The organism is Pediococcus acidilactici (assembly GCA_024970065.1).
GTDB lineage: Bacteria > Bacillota > Bacilli > Lactobacillales > Lactobacillaceae > Pediococcus > Pediococcus acidilactici_A.
The window spans coordinates 1,128,827-1,152,970 of the sequence record CP103908.1; the positions used below are offsets into that span (position 1 = coordinate 1,128,827).

The following is a 24,144-nucleotide window of genomic DNA, read 5'->3' on the forward strand; positions in this document are numbered from 1 at the left end:
AATTATACTAAATGTATTCACCATATCCAAAATTCAAGATTAATTTATTTTCCGCTAAGTTTGTGCTAGAATAGCTTTGTTCGAGAAAGGGGTCAATTAATAATGATGAAACAAATCGTAGTTATTTTTTGGGCATTTATTTTTGGCGAAGTACTTGGTTATATCGGTGGTGCCCTAGAAGTACTACCTTACAGTAGCCTTGAAATTGGTACGATGGCTGCCATTACCGCCCTCATCACCTCTAACTTAATTCCGTGGATTTCTAAAAAATATCGGTAATTAAGCTAAAGAGCTATCTTTAAAAATCCGGATAGCAACCCTATAAAACGCAAAAAACAGGCTGGAATGCAATAATTCTAGCCTGTTTTTTATTCCACTTGGCTTTATTTTTGTGCTTCGTTTTGGAAAACAAGTTGGTCATTAAGCACGTCAATCATCACGGCTGACTTCGGTTTTACCCGGCCACTAATGATTTCCTTAGCTAACGGAGTCTCTACATTTTTAATGATGTAGCGCCGTAACGGTCGTGCCCCGAATGCCGGGTCGTAAGCCTGTTGCACAATGTAATCTTGGGCAGGTTCTGAAATATTCAGCTTGATTTCCTGATCTGCCAACCGATCAGATAGTTGAGTAACTAGTTTTTGAACAATCTTCCGTACGTCCGTCTTACTCAACGGCGTAAACATGATGATATCGTCCACCCGGTTAAGAAATTCTGGCTTAAAATAGCTTTGTAAGACGTCACGAACTTGTTGTCGAATATCTGCGTCAATGGAATTTTCCGATTGATTCTTTAGCAGGAGTTCCGACCCTAGGTTTGAAGTCATAATTAGGATTGTGTTCCGGAAGTTAACCGTGCGTCCTTGACCGTCCGTTAAACGACCGTCATCAAGGACTTGCAGTAAAATATTGAAAACTTCTGGATGAGCCTTTTCAATTTCATCAAAGAGGACAATCGAATATGGGTTCCGACGAACGGCTTCAGTTAACTGGCCACCCTCTTCATAACCAACGTAACCTGGAGCTGCCCCCACCAACCGGGAAACCGATTCTTTTTCCATGTATTCGGACATGTCGATGCGCACCATGTTGTCTTCCGAATCAAATAATGCCTCTGCTAAAGCTTTCGACAATTCGGTCTTCCCTACTCCAGTTGGACCTAGGAACATAAACGAACCAATGGGCCGGTTGGGGTCTTGTAATCCTGCACGAGAACGCAAAACCGCATCCGCTACGGATTGAACTGCTTCGTCCTGACCAATTACCCGTTGATGCAATTTGTCAGCTAAGTGAAGCAACTTTTCCCTTTCACCTTCCACTAGCCGAGCTACGGGAATCCCCGTCATTTGACTAATTACCCGCGCGATTTCCTTATCGGTAACCGATTCTTCTACGAGCCATTCTTGATGCGTATTCTCGGATTCATTTTCCAAATCTTGCAATTCTTTTTCTAGAGTTGGAATGGTACCGTGTTGGAGAACCGCTGCCCGGTCTAAATCATAAGCACTTTCTGCTTCTTGTAAATCATGCTTAGCCTTATCAAGTTCGTTTTTCTTATCACTGATCTTTTTAATTTCTGCTTTTTGGGCAGCCCAACGAGATTCTAACTTAACCTTTTCCTCTTTAGTAGCTGCTAATTCCTTTTGCAAGGCTTTCAACCGTTTGGCAGATTCTTCATCAGTCTCGTTCTTTAACGCCCGTTCTTCAACTTGCAACCGCATCAATTGGCGATTAACTTGGTCGAGCTCGGTAGGGTTGGAATTCATTTCGACCTTAATCTTTGCGGAAGCTTCGTCAATTAGGTCAATTGCCTTATCTGGCAAATAACGGTCAGTAATGTAACGACTGGACAATTTAGCTGCCGCTACCAAAGCATTGTCATGGATTCGCACACCATGGTGGATTTCAAAGCGCTCTTTTAGCCCCCGTAAAATACTGATGGTGTCTTCGACCGAAGGCTCCTTTACTAAGACCCGCTGGAACCGCCGTTCTAAAGCTTTATCCTTTTCGATATTTTCCCGGTATTCATCTAACGTTGTAGCTCCGATTAGGTGAAGCTCACCGCGCGCCAACATCGGCTTAAGTAAATTCCCTGCATCCATGCTGCCTTCGGTCTTACCTGCGCCGACGATTGTATGAATTTCGTCAATGAACAAAATAATCTGGCCGTCCGCTTTTGCGACCTCTTTGAGGACCGTCTTTAACCGTTCTTCAAATTCACCCCGATATTTTGCTCCGGCAATCAAAGATCCCATATCTAAGGAAATAATGGTCTTGTTGGCCAAATTGCTAGGCACGTCCCCTTTGGCGATCCGTTGTGCCAACCCTTCAACAATCGCCGTTTTTCCAACGCCGGGTTCCCCAATTAGAACCGGGTTGTTTTTAGTTTTCCGTGACAAAATTCGAATTACGTCTAAAATTTCTTCGTCACGACCAATTACCGGATCTGGATTTTCGTTATGCGCTCGCTTTACTAAATCCGTCCCGTACTTTTCTAATGCTTTGTAGCCACTTTCTTGTTCTTTGGACGTCACTCTTTCACCCCCACGAAATTCTTCAATTTTTGCAAGTGCTTTTTTAGCGGTAATTCCTTGTCGTTGAAAAAAGTTAACTAGTTCGTTATTGCTCAAATCAAATAACGCTAAAAACACCGTATCCACCGCAATAAATTCATCTTGTAACTTCTGGCGACGTTGTTCTGCTTGAATTAATAACTGGTTTAGCTCAGCAGATATTGATTGACCATAACTAACTTGGCTACCACTGACGATGCTGATTTGATCCAATTCACGATCTAACTCACTTTGGATCGCCTGGTTGTTAATCCCCAACTCTGACAGCAAAGTCCCCACCGTTTGATCTGGTTGAGTTAAAAATTTAAATAATTCGGGAATCCCGATTTCTTGGTGTTGGCGGTTAACCGCAATTTGCTGGGCTTCGCCAAGTGCTTCTTGCAATGCAGTAGTCATTTTTTCAGGATTCATACGATTACCCCCTACATAAATTGATAAGGATTAGTATTTACCGTCGATGGACAAACCTCCACTTCCCATTGGTTGTCCGCCTTCCATTCGCTAAACAATTTTGTTAATTCTTTAATGCAAATTTTTTCTACGTTATGACCCACGTCAAAAACGTTAAGGTGGTCCGCTAGCATATCATGACCAGTATGGTAATAAACATCACCAGTAACGAACGCGTCCGCTCCGGCTGCCATCATTTCTGGGTAAAATTTACCTCCATCACCGCCCACAACCGCTACATTCTGGACCAATGCCTGATTATCTTCGGCAACCACCCGTAAACCATCAAGTTGGAAAGCTTTTTTTAAAGTCTGAGCAAATTCCCTCACCGTTTGGGGTTGGGGTAACTTACCGATTCGGCCGATGTTGCGGTCGTAGTGAGCAGAATAAACGGGTTGCACTTCGGCAAGGGACATTGCACGGGATAGCCAATCGTTCATTCCTCCCGCCGCAACGTCTAAGTTAGTGTGTGCAGAATAGACCCCAATTGAATGTTTAATTAAGTTTGCGTACATTTGATTTTGCGGTACGGTCAAGTCTAAATTGCGGACCGGCCGAAAAATCAGCGGATGGTGAGAAAAAATAAAGTCACACCGTTTGTCAATTGCTTCTTCCACAACTTCTGGACGAACATCTAGGGTCACTAACACGCGGTGAACTGGCTGGTTTAAATCCCCAATTTGTATCCCAACCGGGTCCTTAGGAAAAGCGATTTCCTTAGGAGCCATTTCTTCAAAGCGTTCAATTAATTGTTTTGCCAACATTGGTCAACATCTCCTCAATTTGCGCAATTTTTTTCGTTACTTCGGTCAATTTATCACCGCCGTGCTGCGGATGTTGTTCTAAATTATCTTTGATCCCCCTTAAGCGGTTCAACTCTCGTTGCCACTTCCGCATGTAAGTGGCGTTGGTGGTTTGCATCAAAATCGGACCAAACGTCAATTCAGATTCCGTCAACTTCATTTCACCTGGTTCCGCAACGATAATTTCGTAAAGATGGTAATCTTCAGCCACAATATCTTCGTGGACAATTCGGTAGTGGTGATTAATAAGCCACTCCCGCAACTCATATTCGCCAACGTTAGGCTGGAGCACTAATCGTCGCACGCCGGACAATTTTGATTGCCCCTCTTCAAGGATTCGTCGAATTAACAGTCCACCCATTCCCGCAATGCAAATTACGTCAACTTGGTCTTCCGGGTTTAAAATTGCCAATCCGTCGCCTAATCGCGCATCGATCAAGTCGCTAACCTGATTTTTTTCAATTTCTACTTTGGAATTAGTTAACGGGCCTGGAGCTACTTCTCCAGCAATTGCCGCGGTGGCAATTTGATTTTTTACTAAGTTAATCGCTAAATACGCATGATCCGAACCAATATCGGCAATTTTTGATCCCTTTGGAACTAAACTTGCAACCACCTTTAGTCGCGGTGATAAATTATTTGAATTCATGAAAATAAACTCCCGGTATTTTTTGTATTTATTTTATGCTAACCCAAAAAGAGGCCCTATACAAATCCGTGACCTGTATGGAACCTCTTTAAGAAGTTAATCTAAGAAATCTTTTAATTGTTTTGAACGTGATGGATGACGAAGTTTCCGTAAGGCTTTTGCTTCAATTTGCCGAATCCGTTCACGAGTTACGCCAAAGACCTTTCCTACTTCTTCAAGAGTGCGGGTCCGACCATCATCTAACCCAAAGCGGAGTCGTAAAACATTTTCTTCCCGGTCCGTTAGGGTATCCAAGACGCCTTCCAGCTGTTCTTTAAGCAACTCGTAAGCCGCATGGTCAGCAGGACTAGTTGCTTCTTGGTCTTCAATGAAGTCTCCTAGGTGTGAATCATCCTCTTCACCGATTGGAGTTTCCAATGAAACTGGTTCTTGTGCAATCTTAAGGATTTCACGTACCTTATCCGAAGGCATGTCCATTTCTGCACCGATTTCTTCAGGCATCGGTTCCCGACCTAAGTCTTGGAGTAGTTGCCGTTGGATCCGAATTAATTTATTAATGGTTTCCACCATGTGAACTGGAATTCGAATGGTCCGTGCTTGGTCAGCAATGGCCCGGGTGATTGCTTGACGAATCCACCATGTTGCGTAAGTGGAGAATTTGAATCCCTTTTGGTAATCGAACTTCTCAACGGCCTTCATTAAGCCCATATTTCCTTCTTGGATGAGGTCTAGGAATTGCATTCCCCGGCCAACGTACCGTTTAGCAATGGAAACTACTAACCGTAAGTTTGCTTCGGCAAGTTCTTGCTTTGCACGTTCGTCGCCCTTTTCAATTCGGAGGGCAAGGGCAACTTCTTCATCGGCAGTTAATAGTGAAACTCGACCAATTTCTTTCAGATACATCCGTACCGGATCATTAATCTTAACACCGGCAGGAGCCTTAGTATCGTCTAGTTCTTCTTTTGAAATTTCTTGTGCTTTCAAAGCTTTTTCGCTTGGATCACCGTTTTCATCAACTACGCTGATTCCCGCGTCTTCAATGCGTTGGATCAAGTCGTCCACGTCTTCATCCGTTAACTTAAATTTATCAATCAAATCTCGGGTAAGCTTGGTGTACTTAACCTTATGCTCACTCTTTTGTGCCTTAATAATTTGGTTAACTGCCTTTTTGAATTCTGGTGAAGAAATGATACTTTCACTCTTCTTGCGTTTGATTTCACTCTTTTTACTTGCCATAGTTAGCTGTTCCCCCTCTAATTTTGGAGCTGTTGTTGTTTTTGATAAAGAGAAATAAGTTTTAGCGTTAATTGCTGCTGTAACTCCTGGTTACCTAATCTGGTAGCTTCATTTAAATCTGCCTTAACTTTTGAAATTTGTTCACTGAGCGGGGCCACGTCCTTAATCAAACTAATGTAGTCTTCAATTTCTTCTTCCGTATAATCGGGGCTTAAATTAATCGACTCGATATTAGCAACTACCGACTGTAACTCCGGCTCCTTCAAATAATCCATAAAATCTGCCGCGTCGTATGCTTGATTTTTAGCTAAATACCCCCCGGCCAACATATAAATGGTTTCCAACTGTTCATTTGGAAAATAAAAGTCCGGTAAACTTTGCAACTTTAACCATACGTCATGGTGGTTAAGCGCCCGGGCTAATAACCGGTACTGTGAAATATCAACACACGATAATTTTTTAGGAGTATTTTCAGTTTTCTCAACTTGATTTTCAAAAGTGGGTGGCGGCGCAGGAGCCGGTCCCGGATCAAACTGCCGAGGCGTGTGTGCAATTCGATCAGCCACGCTTTCGCGCAGCTGATTTTTTAGATCTCGTTTATCGATGTTAAACTCTTCGGCCAACTGGTTAAGGTATAAATCCTGTTCCAAAGCGTCATTTAACTCCGCAATTCGCCGAAGTGCTTTTTTAAGGTATTCCAACTGATCGTTTTCGTTAGCTAAGTTTAACCCGATTCGGTCATATTGCAATAAAAATGCCGTACTAGATTCCCCAGTTTGCTTCATTAACCTTTGGAAAGATTCAATCCCTTTATCCCGCACGTATTCGTCAGGATCTCGATTATCCGGGATAAAAATTACGCTAATTTGTAAATCACTGGTTTGCTTAATTAACGCAATCGCCTTAGCAATGGCCCGTTGCCCGGGTTCATCACCGTCAAAGCAAATTACCACTCGGGAAGCCACCCGTTGGAGAGCTTTAACGTGATCCTCCGTCAAACTCGTTCCCATTGTTGCGATTCCATTAGTTACTTTAGCCCGGTGAGCGGCAATTACGTCCATAAACCCTTCATATAAAATGACGGTTTTTTGTTGTACAATCTCAGAACGTGCTTGCGAAAAATTATAGAGTACCTTTCCTTTGTTAAAAATACTGGTTTCGGGACTATTTAAATATTTCGGATGTTGGTCATCCTTAACCAAACTCCTTCCTGAAAAAGCAACAATCTTACCATTATTATCCTTAATCGGAAACATGATGCGATTAAAAAACCGGTCCTTTAACGAACCGTCTGCCGTCTCGATAAATAAACCCGAATCTTGCATTTGTTTTTGCTCGACCCGTTGCTCTTTAAGGAAGCTTAGTAATAGGTCTTGATCCGCGGGCGCGAACCCGAGCTCAAAATCCTCCATCTCTGCTTCAGTAATTCCGCGTTTTTTTAAATAAGCCAGCGCTTTTTCACCTAGTTGCGTATTTACCAACACGTGGTGGTAAAGTTCAGCAGCCTTTTCATATAAAGTGATCATTTCACTTTGGGCAGCTGAATATGCTGATTTGGATGCCTTTTTAACGTATTTATCATCTAGCGGAACGTTACCAAACTCAGCTACGCGCCGAACAGCTTCTGGAAAACTGATTTTTTCCAAATCCATCAAAAATTTAAATACGTTTCCTCCGCGTCCACAGCTGAAACAGTGAAAAATTTGCTTATCTTCGGACACTGAAAAAGAAGGTGTTTTTTCATCGTGAAATGGGCAAATGCCAAACAGATTTTTTCCAGCTTTTCTTAACTGAACGTATCGACTAACCACATCAACAATGTTCACGGCGGACCGGACGTTGTCGATGACTTCTTCTGGAATCATACCAGCCATTCTATCACCCACTTCCGTAAGATAGACTCATACGATAGTATATTACAGCACTCCCTATTAATAAGCAATCGAAATGCACCTATATTTAACACTTTTGTCAAGTATGTAAAATAAATACCTGAACATTGGGACTCCTTCATTTATAGACTAAGCTATCTCAAAATCCCACAAAAATCCCACAAAAAATTCTAAAAATTAGTAAAAACACCGGCAGACCTACTAATTTTTTCACCCCACCAAAAAATCTGTTATCAATAATCAAATATCGATTATTGATAACAGATTTATAAAGACTATTACTGCTGAATCAATTAACAAACTCATGGTTTGCTTAAACTTATTTAACCATTACCTTAGTTAAGTCTCCAACACGTAAAACTAGGTTTGCCAAACGGCTCATCATGTTTAAGCGGTTAGCTTTAATTTTTGCATCCTTGTCCATTACCATGGTAGCGTCAAAATATTCGGTAATTGCTGGCGTTAAACTAGTCAATCCCTTAAAGAAGGTGGCCATATCTGCATCATTCATTGCTTCAATCTTAGTGATTAAGTCAAAGAGCTTACCTTCAGTTTCGTTATTGAACAATTGTGGATCAACCGTTAAGTCACCATCTGCAGCATTTTTGGTAGCAATTCGCTGTACACGAGTTAATGCTTCAATCTCATCTTTGAAGGAATCTGCAGACTTCGCACTTGTTAGTACTTCAGCAGCCGCAATGATTGTCGTTACGTTATGTTGACTTCCCGCAAGCACGGCGTCTTCGATATCATAGCTCACCGATTGATGGTCAAGATATTGCTTAATGCGATCGTTGAAGAATTCCACTACTTCGGCAAAGTTTTGATCTACGTCTACCCCAAAGCTAGTTTGATCGTCCGTCAATGCTTGCTTAACGGCCCCTTCAAATGCATTTAAATCTAATGACCAGTTCCGTTGGGCGAGAATTCGAACAATTCCGTATGCGTGACGACGTAAAGCGTACGGGTCGTTTGAACCGCTTGGAATCATCCCTGCACTAAAGAAGCTGAAAATATTGTCAAACTTGTCTGCTAGGGCCAACACTGCCCCAACGGTGCTTTCAGGAAGCTCGCCTTCCGCACTATTTGGCATGTAGTGTTCCCGAATAGCTTGGGCTACGGCTGGTTTTTCACCCTTTAGTAAGGCGTATTTTTCACCCATTACTCCTTGTAATTCAGGGAACTCTCCTACCATCCCGGTAACCAAGTCAAACTTGTAAATTGCAGCAGCCCGTTGCAGGTCTTCCGCTACGACCGTATCCAAGTTAAGCATTTTAGCAATTACCTGAGTAATCGAACCGACCCGCGCCATTTTTTCCGCCATGGTTCCGATCTTATCGTGGAAACTAACTTTTTTAAGCCGATCAACGTAGTAATCAATCGAATTCTTTTGGTCTTCGTCATAGAAGAAGGCGGCATCTTCAAGTCGGGCAGTTAAAACCTTTTCGTTTCCGCGAACAACGTTTTCTAAATATTCTTTGTTACCGTTCCGAACGGAGATAAAGTTTGGCAATAGCTTGCCATCGTGATCCCGTACGAAGAAGAACCGTTGGTGGTCCCGCATGGAAGTAATCAATACTTCTTCAGGAATTGCCAAGTACTTAGGATCAAATTTCCCGCTAAATGCCGTTGGCCATTCCACTAGATTATTTACTTCCTCTAGCAAGTCCGGATTAGGCGTTACTTCCCAGTTTTCTTTTTGAGCAATTGCTTGAATTTGTTCCCGAATCAATGCCTTCCGCTTTTGCGCGTCAACAATCACAAATTCGTCTTGTAATTTTTCTTCGTATTCGCTTGAGTTAGCCAATTCAACGGCTTTACCTAAGAAACGATGACCTTGACTTTCTCTTCCCGCGGGAACGTCCAAAATTTGGAAAGGCAGCACTTCTTCATCCAAAATGGAAACCAGCCAACGAATTGGTCTTACAAACTTAAAGTCGTAATTTGCCCACTTCATCATGGTTGGAAAATTCAAAGATTCCACCACGTCCTTAATACCAGGCAAAATTTCTTTGGTAGTCTTCCCTTGGATTAACTTGTGGACGTAAACGTATTCCGTACCCTTAATAGTTTTGAAGGTGATATCATCCACCGTCAGACCTTGTCCTCTAGTAAAACCAATTGCTGCTTTAGTCCAGTTGCCGTCTGCATCTTGGGCAATCTTTCGAGCCGGTCCCTTAGCGTCTTCTTCAATATCTGGTTGCCGATCTCCAAGTCCGTTAATCCGAATTGCTAGACGACGAGGCGTAGAGAATTGCTCAATTGAATCGTAACTAAGCCGGTTTTCCTTCAAAAATTTAGCAACTTTTTGCGCTAGCTGTTGAATGCTTGGCGTCACCACGTGCGCAGGGATTTCTTCCAAACCAATTTCTAATAAATAACTGTGAGCCATTATTTTGCCTCCTTGTCGTCATTTTTCAATAATGGGAAACCAAGTTTTTCCCGTTCTTCGACGAATGCTCGAGCTACTTTACGAGCCATGTTCCGAATCCGAGATAGGAATCCTGCTCGCTCAGTAACTGAAACCGTGCCCCGGGCATCGAGTAAGTTAAAGGTGTGGCTACATTTCAAAATGTAGTCGTAAGCCGGGTGTACGAGTCCTTTTTCAATTAAACGGTTAGCTTCAGCTTCAAAATCGTTAAACATCGTTTCGAGCATTGCTTGGTTGGACTCTTCAAACGAGTACTTGGAGTGCTCGTATTCCGGTTCTTTAAAAATATCGCCGTATGAAACGCCATTTCCCCACTCTAAATCAAAAACTGACTCAACGTCTTGGATATAGGAGGATAGCCGTTCTAGTCCGTAAGTTACTTCACTAGTAACTGGGTGTACTTCGAGGCCCCCAACTTGTTGGAAGTACGTAAATTGGGTAACTTCCATCCCATCAAGCCAAACTTCCCAACCAACACCAGCACAGCCCATGGAAGGATTTTCCCAGTTATCTTCTACAAACCGAATGTCGTGTTCTAACGGGTCAATTCCCAAAGCCTTTAAACTGCCCAGATAAAGCTCTTGAATATTTTCTGGGGACGGCTTCATCACTACTTGGAATTGATGATGTTGGTAAAGCCGGTTAGGGTTTTCCCCGTAACGGCCATCTGCTGGACGCCGAGATGGTTCTACATAAGCTGCGTTCCATGGTTCAGGACCAATCGCCCGCAAAAAAGTATAGGGACTCATCGTTCCCGCACCCTTTTCAGTATCGTAGGCTTCCATCAACATGCAGCCTTGATCTGCCCAATATTTTTGTAAAGTTAAAATAATTTCTTGGACCGAAAGCTTCTTATTCATAAGTTCCTCCTTTAAATTTTACGGACAAAAAAAGCCCCTACGTAGCATAAAATACACTACGTAGGGACGATGTTTATCGCGGTTCCACCCTACTTCCGGCAAACAATTCTACCGGCAGCTTAAATATTTAATCTCTTAAGGACTCCAAATGCCCCACGGAACCGCTCCTAACCAGCTTTCACTACCCTGGTCTCGCTAATAGTACGGAAAATCCGCTTTGTTCTTCACTGTCCGATTTAACAGAGATAATAATAAAAAACTTTTAATTGGTTGTCAATATAATTAATGCGCCCAATTTTGCATTTGATCAATAAAATGGCGACTTTTAAGGTTAATCCCCACCTGATCTTGGTAAATCCGTTCAGTTAACTGCCAAATTTCTCGCTTAGTTTCCGGTGAAACCGAAATCTGTCCTAATTTAAAAATACTAACTAAACTTAAAATAGCCATGGTCTTTGCAGCTTTAGGGCTGAGATGCCACCGATGTTCGTCCAAATGCCAGTGATTCTGACAAAGCATCCCGCCACGCGACTCTGAATAATCTAATGCCAAATCGCGACGTCCACAAACTACGCAGTGATCCCAAACGATTGCAATCCCAAAGGAATTCAGTAATTGGATTTGAATTAAATCGGTAACCACTTCCGCATCGTTGCCAACGTCGATTAAAGTTAGCGCCCGCGCTAACCGGTCAAACCAAGCTTCAATCTTAAAATTATCGTCAAATGCAGCATCTACCAAATTTAATAAAAAAGTGGCGTAGGCATTTAATTCAATGTCTTGAAAAATATTTTCAAACTGTTTCACGTCTAAGGCGGCGTTAATATACGACAGCCCGTTGCTTCGGATTAACCCCGAATAACGACCATGGGTAAACGGCAAAATTGCCGAACGCAACTTAAAATCCTTCTTTTTGGCATTCTTGATGAAAAACATCCGTTTACCATATTCTCTGGTAAGAAATTTAACCAACAAATCGTTTTCTCGGTGATTTTTGGCAAACATCACCATGCCAGTAAAGTCCGCGTTCACCAATTGGCTCATATTTAATATTCGTCCTTTTTATAACCGAAGGATTGCAAAATTCCTTGTTTATCGCGCCATCCTTCAGAAACTTTGACCCATAGTTCAAGATAAACCCGGCTACCTAGTAAATGTTCAATGTCCACTCGCGCCCGGCTGCCAATTTCTTTTAGCATCCGACCGCCCTTACCAATAATAATCCCCTTTTGGGTTGGTCGGTCAACGATAATCGTGGCACTGATGTCAACGAGATCGTCTTTTCCAGTTTTCATCGACTCAATGACTACCGCTACAGAATGTGGAACTTCCTGCCGCGTTAGCTGCAACACCTTTTCCCGGATCAATTCGGAAACTACGAACCGTTCGGGATGGTCGGTAACTTGGTCGCTTGGGTAATATTGCGGGCCTTCGGGCATTTGTTTACTTAACGTTGCCAGCAGTTCGTTAACGTTATTACCTTGTAAAGCAGAGATTGGGAAAACTTCGGTCCAATCTAAAGCGTCCCGGTATGAATCAACAATTGGCAACAGTTCGTCAGGATGAACGAGGTCAATTTTATTAATCACCAAGTAAATTGGGCGGTCCTTAATTTTCTTCAAGCGCTCGATAATGTAGTTATCCCCGGCACCCCGTTTTTGGTCCGCGTTAACCATAAACATAACCGCATCAACTTCGTTTAACGAAGAAATTGCCGATTGTACCATAAAGTCCCCTAATTTATTGTGAGCTTTATGAATACCTGGCGTATCAATAAAGACAATCTGTTCACGGTCCGTAGTGTAGATACCTTGTATCTTGTTCCGGGTGGTTTGTGGCACGTCGCTCATAATTGCAACCTTTTGACCAACAACGTAGTTCAAAAAGGTCGATTTACCAACGTTAGGTCGTCCAACGATGGCTACAAAACCCGAATGAAAAGCTTGTTTATTTTCTTCCATAATCACGATTCCGTTTCCTTAGTTTTAAAAAAAGTGGTGAGCAAAGACTAGTAATCCAATCAAAATGGTAAAAACAGCAGTTAATAAAACGGCTGCTGACGCAGCATCCTTAGCCTGTTTGACTAAGAACTGGTACTTACCATTACAGGTAAAATCTGCAAGTCGCTCAATTGCTGAATTAAAGGCTTCCGCCACAAACATTGCCCCGATACAAACCACGATCGCAATCCATTCCATCAGTGATAGATGCACTGCTAAACCACATCCCACCACTAATATTGCAATTACACAGTGGTAGCGAAAGTTGCGTTCACGCAAAAAAATATCTTTAACCCCGTACATTGCGTGGGCAACCGACTGAATTAACGAGCGATTCTTCTCGGTTTGGCGTTTATCTTTCAAGACCATAAGCACTCATAATCTCTTTTTGGAGTGGGAACATCTTTTCTTGGTCTTCTTTCTTCATGTGGTCATAACCGTTAAGGTGCAAAAACCCATGTACGCATAAAAAGCCCAGTTCCCGTTCGTAAGAGTGACCTAGAAATTCAGCCTGTTCAGCAACTTTATCAACCGAAATCATTAAATCGCCAATATTATCCGGAATTTCTTCCGCCATCTCAGGGTCCATAATGATATCTTCATCTTCGTCGTTAATCGCAAAACTAATTACGTCCGTGGGGCGGTCCACATTACGATATTCACGATTAATTTTTTGAATTTCATCATTATGCATTAAAGTGACTGAAATTTCAGTGGCCACGTCTAGTTTCAAATAATTTCCAGCAAAGTCTAAAATGTTCGCAATTAAATCCAAATGTTGTTGGGGTACTTCTTCAGTATGATCAAATATTTGAATATCCATCATATTATCCTTTCGCTTCTTTTTCGTCGTAAGCTTTAACAATCTTCGCAACAACGGGGTGGCGAATAACATCGTTGGCGGTAAAGTTAACGAAAGCCACCTTATTAACGTTGCTTAATACAACTTGCGCTTCCTTCAACCCGCTCCGGGTTCCCCGTGGTAGGTCGATTTGGGTCACATCCCCGTTAACAATCATCTTAGAGCCGAATCCCAAACGGGTTAAGAACATTTTCATTTGTTGATTAGTGGTATTTTGCGCTTCATCAAGGATTACAAATGCGTTATCCAAGGTCCGTCCACGCATGTAAGCTAGTGGAGCAATTTCAATCACTCCCCGATCTAATAGCCGGGTGGTGTGCTCTGCTCCAATAATTTGGTATAACGCGTCATAAACCGGTCTGAGGTACGGATCGACCTTTTCCTTCAAATCACCTGGCAAAAAGCCCAGGCTTTCGCCGGCTTCCACAGCTGGCCGGGTTAAAATAATTCGTTCAACGTCGCCCCGTTTTAAGGCTGCAACGGCCATAACCACCGCTAAATAAGTTTTACCAGTCCCGGCTGGACCAATCCCAAAGGTGACGTCGTTATTTTTGACCGATTCCACATATTGTCGTTGTCCAAAATTTTTGATTCGAACTGGCTTACCCTTTGCATCTTTAATCAAAACGGTGGAATAAAGTTCCGGAAGGTAACTTAACGTACCTTTTTCAGCCATCTTCATAGCGCTAACGAAATCGGTGCTGCTAAGTTGCACCCCGGTTTTTAACACTTGAACCAGCGTTTTCAAAATTGCAATGGTTTGTTCAACATTGGCTTGCGCTCCCTTTACGGTAATACGTTCGCCAAAGGGAAGCACCTTCACATTCATTCCTTCTTCAATAATCGGTACAAAGCGCTCCTGATTGCCAAGCAGCGACATTTCTATATTTGGATCTGATAATATGAGATTCTTTTCGAACAACTCTTCAGACACGTTACCTTCCCCTAACCTAAGGTATTTTTTACAATTTCATTAACTTTGGCACCGTCTGCCTTACCCTTTACTTTAGGCATCAATGTCGACATTACTTTTCCAAAATCTGCCTTAGAAGTTGCCCCGGTCTCTTCAATTACTTGGTTGATGATTTCTTGTAATTCGTCATCACTTAGTTGTTTAGGCATGTATTTTTCAACAACCTTCAATTCAGCTTCCGTTTCCTTTACAAGATCATCGCGATTACCCTTTTTAAATTCCGCAATGGAATCTTTCCGTTGCTTGTAAGCGCGGTTAATTACCGTTGCAAAATCGTCTTCAGTTAATTCGTGACCAACCCGGCCCTGTTCATTTAGAAGTTCTGACTTGATCATCCGAATTACACTTAAGCTTAATTTATCGTGGGCCTTCATGGCTGCTTTTAAATCGTCGTTAATTTGTTTTGTAAAATCCATTTTAATTCTCCTTTTAGTATACAAAAAAAGCTCCTGAAATTCAGGAGCGATGATCGGATTAGAAGCGTTTTTTGTTCTTGCGCTTTCTTGCAGCTTCCGATTTCAACTTGCGTTTTACGCTAGGTTTTTCGTAAAATTCACGTTTACGATATTCTTGTAGAGTACCAGACTTTGACACCGTACGTTTAAAGCGACGAAGAGCGTCATCAAGTGACTCGTTTTTGCGAACAACTGTTTTTGACAATGTGATTCCCTCCCTCCGAGCTTTGAAATAACAATTCGTACTTAGTACTCATGTTTCTTAACCATTATAACTGAACTAAATCATACCGTCAACAACAAATAATTAACTAGTTGCATAACAATTTGTTTATCGAAACCGTTTTCTTGCCTTTTAAAGTTATGTTACTATCATATAAAAGGACGACAGGAGCGATTTACTTATGACAGAAAAAAGCCAAACTACTAACGTTTTTATTATTTCCGATTCCGTGGGTGACACCGGGGACCAAGTGGCCCGGGCCGCCGCTGCCCAATTTTTAGAGGCCCACTTGCGATTTTCGCGTTACCCCTTCACCCAGACCATCTCTTTATTAGATAGCATTTTAAAAAAAGCTGAACGGGAACACGCAATGATCTTTTCTACCTTTGTAGACCCTAAACTTAACCGGCGCACCAAGGAATTTTGCCAAGAAAAAAATTTGAAATATTTTGACGTTTTAACCCCAGCTATCGAACTTTTTGCTGAAGAAACCGGCTTAACCTCTTCTAACACCCCTGGAAGGCGGCATTCCCTCAACGAAAATTACTTCGACAAAATTTCGGCGATGGAGTTTGCCGTAACCTATGATGACGGCAAAGACCCTGCTGGTTTTTTAAAAGCTGATATTGTACTCCTCGGGGTTTCCCGTACTTCTAAGACACCTCTGTCGCTTTACCTTGCAAATAAGGGTTACAAGGTAGCTAATTTACCTTTAGTACCTAAAACCCAAATTCCAGAAGAAATTTGGCAGGTTGATCGTGACAAGATCTTCGGCTTGACCACCACTAAGGAAGTGCTCAACGGCATCCGACGGCAACGAATGATTTCTTACGGATTGAATCCCGATTCTTCTTACGCCGATATGGATAGTATCAATAAGGAACTTCAGTTTGCCGACGACCTCTTTAAAAAAATTGGCTGTCTAGTAATTAATACGGCAAATAAATCAATTGAAGAAACCGCAACGATTATTATGGAAAGTCTGGCATAATTTATTTGAAACAGAATTTTAAAAAATACAGTGTATTGAAAAGCAACTCACGATAATTTTCACAATCATAAAAAAGGAACTAGCCTTCTTTCAATTCGAAAGAAAACTAGTTCCTTTTTTATAATGGTCCATGCAAATTTAAACTTACCCGCTAAAAACAATTGCTACTCATGCATAACCTTCGTTAATAAATCAGGATCAAAGTCACCAGATTTGAGCATTTGGATTTCAAGCCGGTATGGGGCGTGCTTCTTGCCATCCGGATCCTTAACTTGTGGGGTTTCCAAAATCTTTGGAACCTCCGCTAAGCGTTGATCGTGAGCAATGCGATACAAGGCTTCAAAACCAATTGTCCCGAATCCAAGGTTGGCATGTCGGTCCTTGTGACTCCCCAGTTCGTTTTTCGAGTCGTTTAAGTGGATTACTCCCAACCGTTCTAACCCAATTATTCGGTCAAATTCAGCTAGCACATCATCAAAGTGATTCTTTACGTCGTAGCCTGCATCGTTAGTATGGCATGTATCAAAGCATACCGACAATTTTTCAGCGTGGGTTACCCCGTCAATGATTTGTCGAATTTGTTCAAAATTTGTGGCAACTTCGGTACCCTTCCCGGCCATTGTTTCTAATGCAATTTGAACTCGTTGTTCCGGCGTAATGATTTGGTTAAGACCTTCGATAATCGATGCGATCGCCGCATCCGCTCCCGCCCCGACGTGGGCTCCCGGATGGAGTACTAGTTGGCTAGCTCCCAACGCGTCTGCTCGTTGAACTTCTTCCCGTAAAAACTCAACCGCAAATTTAAAATTCGCGGGCTTTAAGGTGTTCCCTAAATTTACAATGTACGGAGCATGGATGACCGTGGCTTGAAAATTGTGTTGTTGGTAAAGCGCTCGACCTTCCGCGATTTTTAGTTCCTCAATTGGTTTACGCCGAGTATTTTGGGGTGCCCCGGTATAAATCATTAATGCGTTGGCGCCGTTGGCAACGCTAGTTTCTACGGAACCTAGAAACATTTTTTTGCCACTCATGCTTACGTGTGATCCGATGATCATGGTTAATTCCTCCCGTAGTGGATTTTCTTAATAATTTGTTGCGCTGCATCGCCTTGCTCCCACTGCACAAAACGCTGGGCGAATCGGTCAAACTGCTGCCAATCCAAAATAGCAAAGTCATTTTGCGCTAACTTGCGAACTTCTTGTAATAACTCGGGCGCCGTGGTCGCTATCGGTCCGGGCAATTCATGGTAATAATCGAAATAAAAACCCCGAAGGTCATCCCGGTAGTAATCCAGATCGTAGGCGAAAAATAGCATCGGACGCCGTAAATTAGCAAAGTCAAACATTACCGAGGAATAATCGGTAATCAGTAAATCGGTAATTAAATAGATTTCACTCATGTCACTAGTAGAATCTACGACAACTCGGTCCTCAAATCCTGAAACATCAATATGGTCCGTTACTAGGTAGTGGGGACGCACTAGTAGAACTACGTCTTCTGGGAGAACTTGCAGCATTTCTCCTAAATCAAAATGCCAACGAAAGTGGTACTGTCCCACCTTAATAAAATCATCCTCCCGCCAAGTTGGTGCGTAAGTAACTACCCGACAATCCGGCCTACCAATAATTTTTTGCTTCAATTGGGCAATTGTAGAGGTATTATTTTGTTGAAATAGCACGTCGTTACGCGGGTAACCGGTTTTTAAAAAATGGTGGTGAAAACTAAACGCCCGCTTGAAAATGTCTGCCGAGTACTGGTTGGCCGCCACCAAGTAGTCCCAACGATCCGATTCCCTAACAAACTCTTTTAGGTAACGTTCCCGACTGTTTCCAGGGAGTTTGACTTGGTCCATATCTAAAGCGAGGTGCTTTAACGGCGTCCCGTGCCAGGTCTGCACGTAAGTGGTTTGCCGATTCTTTTTCCACCAGGTCGGCATTCGCGAATTAAAAATCCAATATTCTGCAGTGGCCGAAGCCCAAAGCCACGCAAACGACCAACGTTTAACGACGTGAGCTTCCGGAAACCGGGTGACCATTTCTTGGTAAAACTCGCCCTTAACTCCCCAAATTAATCCAGGCCGTCGATTTGGATATTCCTGAAGCAATTCATCGTAAATGGCCTTCGGGTTATCCGTTAACCCCTTACCATTAAAACTTTCAAATAATACCCTTCCTCGATGCACTGGCAACTGAATCAAACAGTCGTTAACCAGAATTAGCCCGTATCGAATTATAATTTTAAGTACTTGTTTCAACTTACGCATTCGTCAAAATCCCTTCAATTTGCTGAATCAATCGGGTACCGGCATGTCCATCATTCAACTCGTTCCACTGTTGGTTTATTTTTCGCAGGCTATTTTTACTAGAATGGTGGTTCTGAAGCGCCGCGTTCAATTCCGCCACGTCCCCAATTAATTCGTTGAAAAACATTTGTTTAAAACTTGCTTGGATGCCCACCGTTTGCTCGAATTGCGCAAGATCATACGTAAAAAAAATCACCGCATTGGCATTGTCCAGTAAACTAAAGTCAAACGCAATTGAAGAATAATCAGTAATTACCGTATCCGCAACGCATAGCAACTCTTGAGTGGTAACGCGACGGTCAACCGTAACAACCCGAGCTGGTGAATTTGCCACTAGTTGTTGTTCTAACTCACTTAAATGAGGATGCAACCGGACCACTAAGACGGCATCTTCGGGAACTTCTAATTGCGACCAGTTCGCAGGTAATTTAAACGTGACGTCCTTGCGGTACGTTGGGGCGTATAGAAGTACCCGTTGTTTTTTAAACCGTGGGTGGTATTGAAAGACTTTGGTGCGCGCCTTTTTTATCCAATCCTCGTCAAAGTACTGGTCGGAACGTGGATAGCCAATCTCGGCAAGCTTGGCCGGCCCCACCTTCCAACTTCGCTGAAACACTTCCGCCATTTTAGCGGAACCCACCACAATTTCGTCAAAGCTATCGTAAACTTGTTGAAACCGTTGCTGGTCAGCTGGTGAACGGTGATACGTGCTAGGATCTTCCCAACCAAACGCCTTAATCGCTCCATTAGCGTGCCAGATTTGAATAAAGTACTGTTCCTTTAATTTGGCAACCGCACTCAATTCGGGATAATAATTATCAAATAGGGCAACCCGGGCAGCCCGGATTCCCCTAACAAAACTAGTTATTTGGAATTTTCGAAACTCAAGAGTGTGACAAACCACCCCAGCTTTTTTTAAACGTTGTACCTCTGTATTTACAGCCGGTTCGTAAACCAGCAGTACCGCATCCTTACCAAAGTGAGCGGTTAGCTGCTTAATAAACTTGGTGTTGCCCGTAAAACTCATAAAGTAGGCAATTTTAAATCGCGCTGGCCGTCGTTGGAACAACCAATCTACCAGCCGCACTAGTAGTAAATAAAACTTCTTCAAGAAAATAACCCCTTATAAGGTCGGCTCGTAAAAGTGACCCAGAATTTTAATCGTATCCGTGATACTTACGAAAGCGTGGGGATCGGAAACCTCCATCGCCGCTTCTAGCTCCGGCATTTCATACCGCGAAACAATCGTAAAGAGAACCGTCTTTTCCTTATGGTTATAGGCACCTTCCGCCCCGTGGACAATGGTAATCCCCCGTCGCATATTATTTTGGATACTATCAATTACGCTCTTAGGCCGATCCGTAATAATCATCACCTGCATTTTTTGTTGCCGCGTATAGGTCATGTCCATCACCTTTGCATTAACAATTAAGCCGATTGCGGAATAAAACGCGTAAGGCCAACCGTATAAGAAACCCGCGGCCGTCACAATCAAAATATTAAAGGCAATGTTGATATTTCCGATGCTGTGGCCCGTTTTTCGAAGAATCGTGATCCCTAAAATATCTAATCCTCCGGTTGAAATTCCACTTTTAAGTGCCAACCCCGTGCCGTATCCGTTGACCGCTCCACCAAAGAGGGCACAAATAATTGGGTCGGTAGTCAACGTGACCGGATGGATCCATTTAATCATGATACTGGCTAACCCAACCGAGATAATGGTAAATATAGTAAAACGCGGACTAATCGCCTTCCAAGCTAACACAAATAGCGGGACGTTTAAGGCGAAAAGCAAAATGGCGACCGAAACATCCATCGAAAAAAATCGTTTCAAAACTGTTGCCGCTACCTGTGCCGCTCCCGTAACTCCAGAAGCGTAAATGTGCCCCGGTGTCCAAAATAAATTCATCGCGATCGAAACTAACACTGCGTAAATAAACGCTGTAGAAATTCGTGCAACGTATTGATGCCGTTTAACAATTTTATTTATCTGATGACCCATTTCCCTATATCAATCACTTTCATATTTTATTTAAATTCAACATTTAATATAACATTTTACTACGGCTAAAATGAAGGTTTTAAAGTGGTTATTGGATATTTTTAAAATATCTTCCCGTTTAGACTTTAAATGCTAATCCAATAATGATTTTAACCTCGTTTATAAACAAAAAAGGCCGTTAGACCCCTTTGAAGTTATGAAAACATCCTGTAGGCTAACCCAACGTACTATCCTAGCCAGGAATTTTCATTACATCAAAAGCCTTAACGACCTTTTTAATTATTTTTCGGGTTTACGCACGTCAACGTCCAAAGATAGTTCTGCCAACTGTTCTTCCGATACCGGAGTTGGTGCTTCCGTCATTGGCTCTGAAGCCTTAGAATTCTTTGGAAAGGCGATTACGTCTCGAATATTATCCCGTTTAGCTAGCAAACGAGCAAAGCGGTCCAACCCGATTGCAAGTCCGCCATGTGGTGGGAAACCGTAGTCCAACGCCGTAAGCAAGTAACCAAACTGGTCGTTGGCTTTTTCTAACGTAAATCCAAGGGCCTTTAGCATCTTTTCTTGAACTTCACGGGTGTTGATCCGGATGGAGCCACCCCCAAGTTCCAAACCATTTAAGATGATGTCATAGCTTTGTGCGTGTGCTTTATGAGGATCTTCACCCTCGTCTAGATAATGCAAGTCCTCTTCGTTAGGCATGGTAAACGGATGGTGTGCCGCAACCCAGCGTTCGTCACCTTCATCGTATTCAAAGAGCGGCCAATCTACGACCCATAGGAATGCAAATTGGTCTTCGTCGATGAGGTCGAAGCGTTTAGCAAGTTCTACCCGTAAGTAACCTAACGTATCCGCAACCACTTTCTTGCGATCCGCGGCAAATAATAGCAAGTCGCCTACCTTAGCACCCGTCTTAGCCATAATTTGCTTTTCAGTAGCTTCATCGAAGAACTTCGCCACTGGTCCGCTAAAGCCTTGGTCCGTAATCTTCAACCAAGCCAAGCCCTTCGCGCCGAAACGTTCTACGTATTTAGCAAGTTTATCAATTTCCTTCCGAGAAAGTTTAGCAGCCCCATCAGGGACGGCAATTGCTTTTACTACCCCGCCGTTTGCAACTGCTCCACTAAACACCTTAAACTCAGAATCAGCAACAATTTCACTGATATCCTTTAGTTCCATTCCAAAGCGTACGTCGGGTTGATCAGTACCAAAACGGTCCATCGATTCTTGCCAGGAAATCCGATCAAATGGTAGTTTAACGTCGATATCTAAAGTATCCTTCATTACCCGGGCAATTAGTCCTTCGGTAATGTCCTGAATTTCTTCAGCAGTCAAAAAACTAGTTTCTAAGTCAATTTGAGTAAATTCAGGTTGGCGATCCCCACGTAAATCTTCGTCACGGAAGCAGCGTGCCAATTGGTAGTAACGGTCAATTCCCGCTCCCATCAGTAATTGTTTGAAAAGTTGTGGCGATTGTGGCAAAGCATAAAAGTGACCTGGATAAACCCGGGAAGGTACTAGGTAATCCCGTGCCCCTTCCGGAGTCGACTTAGTTAGATCTGGTGTTTCAATATCTAAGAAGCCTTGTTCATCTAGGTAGCTGTGTACCGCCTGAGTGATTCGATTCCGAATTTTGAGACCTTTCAGCATTTCTGGACGACGTAAATCTAGGTAACGGTACTTCATCTTCAATTCGTCAGATGCGTTCACCCCGTCTTCAATATCGAACGGGGGAGTTTTAGCCTTGTTTAAAATCTTAGCTTCGTGAACTTCGACTTCAATTTCACCCGTCTTCATCTTTGGGTTAACGTCCTTGGGCTTACGTTGTTTAACCACCCCGGTAATTTCAATTACGTATTCACTACGTAATTGGTCCGCAACGGCAAGGGCATCCGCTGAAAATTCATTACTAAAAACTAATTGAACGATCCCTTCCCGGTCCCGTAAATCAATAAAAATCAATTGTCCTAAATTACGTCTCTTTTGTACCCAGCCTTTGAGGGTAACGGTTTGATCAAGATATTGTTGATCAACTAATCCCGCATACGTTGTTCTCTTCATCTTTTTCTCCTCGCCTTACTTTAAATCATTTTTTAAATCTTTTAATTCATCAAGTGATAAGGTCTTTTCCGTCCCCGTCGCCATTTCCTTTAGCTTGAAGACGTGCGCTTGCATTTCAGCTTCACCCACCGTAATTACATAACGAGCGTTAAGCTTGTCTGCTGACTTAAACTGCGCCTTTGGCTTCCGTTCCAAATAATCTTGTTCGGTAACGAAATCCATTTTACGCAATTCGTGAACAATCTTAAGGGTTTCGGTTTGGACAGCTTCGCCAATGCCCACCACGTAGAAATCTAGGCGACTAGCTTGTAATGCTGCTTGAGTTTGTTCATTTAACAGCAATAAAAGCCGTTCCACACCTAAACCAAAGCCAACTCCAGAAACTTCCGGGCCGCCTAATTCCTTAACTAACCCGTTATAACGACCTCCCGCACAAACGGTAACGTCACCCTTTCCAAGGGCAGAATCAGCCACCATAATTTCAAAAATGGTGTGATTATAGTAATCCAACCCCCGCACCATTGATGAATCAATCACGTACGGAATTTCCAGGGCATCAAGTTGTTCCTTTACTTGAGTAAAATGCTTCTGTGCGTCTTCAGTTAGATAGTCTAAAATGCTTGGAGCATCCTTAACGATTGCTTGATCAGTCGCGTCCTTACTGTCTAGAACCCGCAACGGATTTTTATGTAACCGTTCCTTAGAATCATCACTGAGTTCTTCGTAGTGCGGCTCTAAGTAATCGATTAAAGCTTGCCGGTATTGTTGCCGACTGGCTTGGTCACCGAGGGTGTTAATTACCAGCTTTAAGCCCGCGACTTTTAATTGACTAAGGAAGTCCATTGCCATGGTAATGGTGTCTACGTCGATTTTAGGACTGTCACTACCGAAGGCTTCGACCCCAATTTGGTGGAATTCGCGTAACCGTCCGGATTGGGGACGTTCATAACGGAACATTGGCCCCATGTAGTAAACCTTAACTGGTTTTTGGTGTTCAGGACCGTACAACTTATTTTCCACGAAAGCCCGGACTACCCCAGCAGTACCTTCGGGGCGCAAGGCAATGTGCCGACCACCCTTGTCGTCAAAATCGTACATTTCTTTTGTAACGATATCCGAAGTATCCCCCGCACTACGCGAAAAGACTTCGAATTTTTCAAACATCGGTGTCCGAATTTCTTCATAATTATAAAGCGCAAAGGTTTCCCGCGCTTTTTGTTCAACAAATTGCCATTCTTTGGAGTATGGCGGGAGAATATCCGCCGTCCCCTTAGGCTTTTGATACTTCATATAAATCACCTCAACTAGTTTTTAAGTCAGTAAATAAGGAACATAGGCAAAAATTTAAACGCCGTCAAGGGCGTTTAGTGGTAAAAACGCG

Annotated in this window: 22 protein-coding genes; 2 read left to right on the forward strand and 20 right to left on the reverse strand. The window is 42.8% G+C overall.

Going from position 1 to position 24,144, the window contains the following annotated elements; translation table 11 throughout:
• The first annotated feature begins 102 nt into the window (after positions 1–102).
• On the forward strand, positions 103–279 hold the full coding sequence (locus NYR25_05270; GenBank protein UWF33016.1) for a YjzD family protein: 177 nt from the start codon (positions 103–105) through the stop codon (positions 277–279).
• Positions 280–383: 104 nt separating this feature from the next.
• Here the strand turns inward: NYR25_05270 and clpB are convergent, their stop codons facing one another.
• The 14 genes from clpB to rpsU form a co-directional block, all read right to left on the reverse strand.
• Positions 384–2,984 carry an ATP-dependent chaperone ClpB gene (clpB, locus tag NYR25_05275; GenBank protein ID UWF33017.1) on the reverse strand — a complete coding sequence of 867 codons (2,601 nt, stop codon included), beginning with the start codon at positions 2,982–2,984 and terminating at the stop codon, positions 384–386.
• 11 nt (positions 2,985–2,995) lie between these two features.
• Complete coding sequence (locus NYR25_05280; protein UWF33018.1) at positions 2,996–3,787, reverse strand: Nif3-like dinuclear metal center hexameric protein; 792 nt, start codon at positions 3,785–3,787, stop codon at positions 2,996–2,998.
• Positions 3,765–4,475, reverse strand: a complete 711-nt coding sequence (locus NYR25_05285; GenBank protein ID UWF33019.1) for a tRNA (adenine(22)-N(1))-methyltransferase TrmK — start codon at positions 4,473–4,475, stop codon at positions 3,765–3,767. The genes NYR25_05280 and NYR25_05285 overlap by 23 nt, the downstream gene beginning before the upstream one ends.
• A 96-nt stretch (positions 4,476–4,571) precedes the next feature.
• A complete protein-coding gene (gene rpoD, locus NYR25_05290; protein UWF33020.1) occupies positions 4,572–5,711 on the reverse strand; it encodes an RNA polymerase sigma factor RpoD in 1,140 nt (379 codons plus the stop codon).
• A gap of 17 nt (positions 5,712–5,728) precedes the next feature.
• Positions 5,729–7,585 (reverse strand): DNA primase, encoded by a 1,857-nt coding sequence (dnaG, locus tag NYR25_05295; protein UWF33021.1) that lies wholly within the window; start codon positions 7,583–7,585, stop codon positions 5,729–5,731.
• Positions 7,586–7,922: 337 nt separating this feature from the next.
• Complete coding sequence (gene glyS / locus NYR25_05300; protein ID UWF33022.1) at positions 7,923–9,995, reverse strand: glycine--tRNA ligase subunit beta; 2,073 nt, start codon at positions 9,993–9,995, stop codon at positions 7,923–7,925.
• Positions 9,995–10,894, reverse strand: coding sequence for a glycine--tRNA ligase subunit alpha (glyQ, locus tag NYR25_05305; GenBank protein ID UWF33023.1), 900 nt, complete (start codon positions 10,892–10,894; stop codon positions 9,995–9,997). The genes glyS and glyQ overlap by 1 nt, the downstream gene beginning before the upstream one ends.
• Before the next feature lie 282 nt (positions 10,895–11,176).
• Positions 11,177–11,938: a DNA repair protein RecO gene (gene recO / locus NYR25_05310; GenBank protein ID UWF33024.1), complete on the reverse strand. Its 762-nt coding sequence runs from the start codon at positions 11,936–11,938 to the stop codon at positions 11,177–11,179.
• A 2-nt stretch (positions 11,939–11,940) separates the two neighbouring features.
• Entirely contained in the window at positions 11,941–12,855 is a 915-nt protein-coding gene (gene era, locus NYR25_05315; GenBank protein ID UWF33025.1) for a GTPase Era, read from the reverse strand.
• Positions 12,856–12,879: 24 nt separating this feature from the next.
• Positions 12,880–13,263 (reverse strand): diacylglycerol kinase family protein, encoded by a 384-nt coding sequence (locus NYR25_05320; GenBank protein UWF33026.1) that lies wholly within the window; start codon positions 13,261–13,263, stop codon positions 12,880–12,882.
• On the reverse strand, positions 13,247–13,717 hold the full coding sequence (gene ybeY / locus NYR25_05325) for an rRNA maturation RNase YbeY (GenBank protein UWF33027.1): 471 nt from the start codon (positions 13,715–13,717) through the stop codon (positions 13,247–13,249). Before ybeY ends, NYR25_05320 begins: the two co-directional genes overlap by 17 nt.
• Positions 13,718–13,721: 4 nt before the next feature.
• A complete protein-coding gene (locus NYR25_05330) occupies positions 13,722–14,690 on the reverse strand; it encodes a PhoH family protein (GenBank protein UWF33028.1) in 969 nt (322 codons plus the stop codon).
• A gap of 11 nt (positions 14,691–14,701) precedes the next feature.
• Positions 14,702–15,145, reverse strand: coding sequence for a GatB/YqeY domain-containing protein (locus NYR25_05335; protein ID UWF33029.1), 444 nt, complete (start codon positions 15,143–15,145; stop codon positions 14,702–14,704).
• Between the two features lie 58 nt (positions 15,146–15,203).
• The gene (rpsU, locus tag NYR25_05340; protein UWF33030.1) at positions 15,204–15,389 is read right to left on the reverse strand and encodes a 30S ribosomal protein S21; all 186 of its coding nucleotides are present in this window, start codon (positions 15,387–15,389) and stop codon (positions 15,204–15,206) included.
• A 199-nt stretch (positions 15,390–15,588) separates the two neighbouring features.
• Between rpsU and NYR25_05345 the strand changes: the two genes are divergently transcribed.
• Positions 15,589–16,398, forward strand: a complete 810-nt coding sequence (locus NYR25_05345) for a kinase/pyrophosphorylase (protein UWF33031.1) — start codon at positions 15,589–15,591, stop codon at positions 16,396–16,398.
• A 164-nt stretch (positions 16,399–16,562) separates the two neighbouring features.
• Here NYR25_05345 and NYR25_05350 read toward each other — a convergent pair whose 3' ends face one another.
• From NYR25_05350 to hisS, 6 genes are all read right to left on the reverse strand, one after another.
• The gene (locus NYR25_05350; GenBank protein UWF33032.1) at positions 16,563–17,453 is read right to left on the reverse strand and encodes a deoxyribonuclease IV; all 891 of its coding nucleotides are present in this window, start codon (positions 17,451–17,453) and stop codon (positions 16,563–16,565) included.
• A gap of 2 nt (positions 17,454–17,455) precedes the next feature.
• Positions 17,456–18,661: a CDP-glycerol glycerophosphotransferase family protein gene (locus NYR25_05355; protein ID UWF33033.1), complete on the reverse strand. Its 1,206-nt coding sequence runs from the start codon at positions 18,659–18,661 to the stop codon at positions 17,456–17,458.
• Positions 18,654–19,811: a CDP-glycerol glycerophosphotransferase family protein gene (locus NYR25_05360; protein ID UWF33034.1), complete on the reverse strand. Its 1,158-nt coding sequence runs from the start codon at positions 19,809–19,811 to the stop codon at positions 18,654–18,656. The genes NYR25_05355 and NYR25_05360 overlap by 8 nt, the downstream gene beginning before the upstream one ends.
• A 12-nt stretch (positions 19,812–19,823) precedes the next feature.
• Complete coding sequence (locus NYR25_05365; protein ID UWF33035.1) at positions 19,824–20,702, reverse strand: YitT family protein; 879 nt, start codon at positions 20,700–20,702, stop codon at positions 19,824–19,826.
• A gap of 279 nt (positions 20,703–20,981) precedes the next feature.
• Positions 20,982–22,763 carry an aspartate--tRNA ligase gene (gene aspS, locus NYR25_05370; GenBank protein UWF33036.1) on the reverse strand — a complete coding sequence of 594 codons (1,782 nt, stop codon included), beginning with the start codon at positions 22,761–22,763 and terminating at the stop codon, positions 20,982–20,984.
• A gap of 15 nt (positions 22,764–22,778) precedes the next feature.
• Entirely contained in the window at positions 22,779–24,053 is a 1,275-nt protein-coding gene (gene hisS, locus NYR25_05375) for a histidine--tRNA ligase (protein ID UWF33037.1), read from the reverse strand.
• Positions 24,054–24,144: the final 91 nt, after the last annotated feature.

Excerpts from the sequence above, each read along its gene's own strand:
- NYR25_05270 (UWF33016.1), top strand. The coding sequence starts at position 103 with ATGATGAAACAAATCGTAGTTATTTTTTGGGCATTTATTTTTGGCGAA.
- NYR25_05320 (UWF33026.1), bottom strand. The coding sequence starts at position 13,263 with ATGGTCTTGAAAGATAAACGCCAAACCGAGAAGAATCGCTCGTTAATT.
- NYR25_05285 (UWF33019.1), bottom strand. The coding sequence starts at position 4,475 with ATGAATTCAAATAATTTATCACCGCGACTAAAGGTGGTTGCAAGTTTA.
- era (UWF33025.1), bottom strand. The coding sequence starts at position 12,855 with ATGGAAGAAAATAAACAAGCTTTTCATTCGGGTTTTGTAGCCATCGTT.
- NYR25_05280 (UWF33018.1), bottom strand. The coding sequence starts at position 3,787 with ATGTTGGCAAAACAATTAATTGAACGCTTTGAAGAAATGGCTCCTAAG.
- recO (UWF33024.1), bottom strand. The coding sequence starts at position 11,938 with ATGAGCCAATTGGTGAACGCGGACTTTACTGGCATGGTGATGTTTGCC.
- ybeY (UWF33027.1), bottom strand. The coding sequence starts at position 13,717 with ATGGATATTCAAATATTTGATCATACTGAAGAAGTACCCCAACAACAT.
- NYR25_05345 (UWF33031.1), top strand. The coding sequence starts at position 15,589 with ATGACAGAAAAAAGCCAAACTACTAACGTTTTTATTATTTCCGATTCC.
- NYR25_05355 (UWF33033.1), bottom strand. The coding sequence starts at position 18,661 with ATGCGTAAGTTGAAACAAGTACTTAAAATTATAATTCGATACGGGCTA.
- NYR25_05350 (UWF33032.1), bottom strand. The coding sequence starts at position 17,453 with ATGATCATCGGATCACACGTAAGCATGAGTGGCAAAAAAATGTTTCTA.
- NYR25_05365 (UWF33035.1), bottom strand. The coding sequence starts at position 20,702 with ATGGGTCATCAGATAAATAAAATTGTTAAACGGCATCAATACGTTGCA.
- hisS (UWF33037.1), bottom strand. The coding sequence starts at position 24,053 with ATGAAGTATCAAAAGCCTAAGGGGACGGCGGATATTCTCCCGCCATAC.
- aspS (UWF33036.1), bottom strand. The coding sequence starts at position 22,763 with ATGAAGAGAACAACGTATGCGGGATTAGTTGATCAACAATATCTTGAT.
- NYR25_05335 (UWF33029.1), bottom strand. The coding sequence starts at position 15,145 with ATGGATTTTACAAAACAAATTAACGACGATTTAAAAGCAGCCATGAAG.
- glyS (UWF33022.1), bottom strand. The coding sequence starts at position 9,995 with ATGGCTCACAGTTATTTATTAGAAATTGGTTTGGAAGAAATCCCTGCG.
- clpB (UWF33017.1), bottom strand. The coding sequence starts at position 2,984 with ATGAATCCTGAAAAAATGACTACTGCATTGCAAGAAGCACTTGGCGAA.
- rpoD (UWF33020.1), bottom strand. The coding sequence starts at position 5,711 with ATGGCAAGTAAAAAGAGTGAAATCAAACGCAAGAAGAGTGAAAGTATC.
- glyQ (UWF33023.1), bottom strand. The coding sequence starts at position 10,894 with ATGAATAAGAAGCTTTCGGTCCAAGAAATTATTTTAACTTTACAAAAA.
- dnaG (UWF33021.1), bottom strand. The coding sequence starts at position 7,585 with ATGGCTGGTATGATTCCAGAAGAAGTCATCGACAACGTCCGGTCCGCC.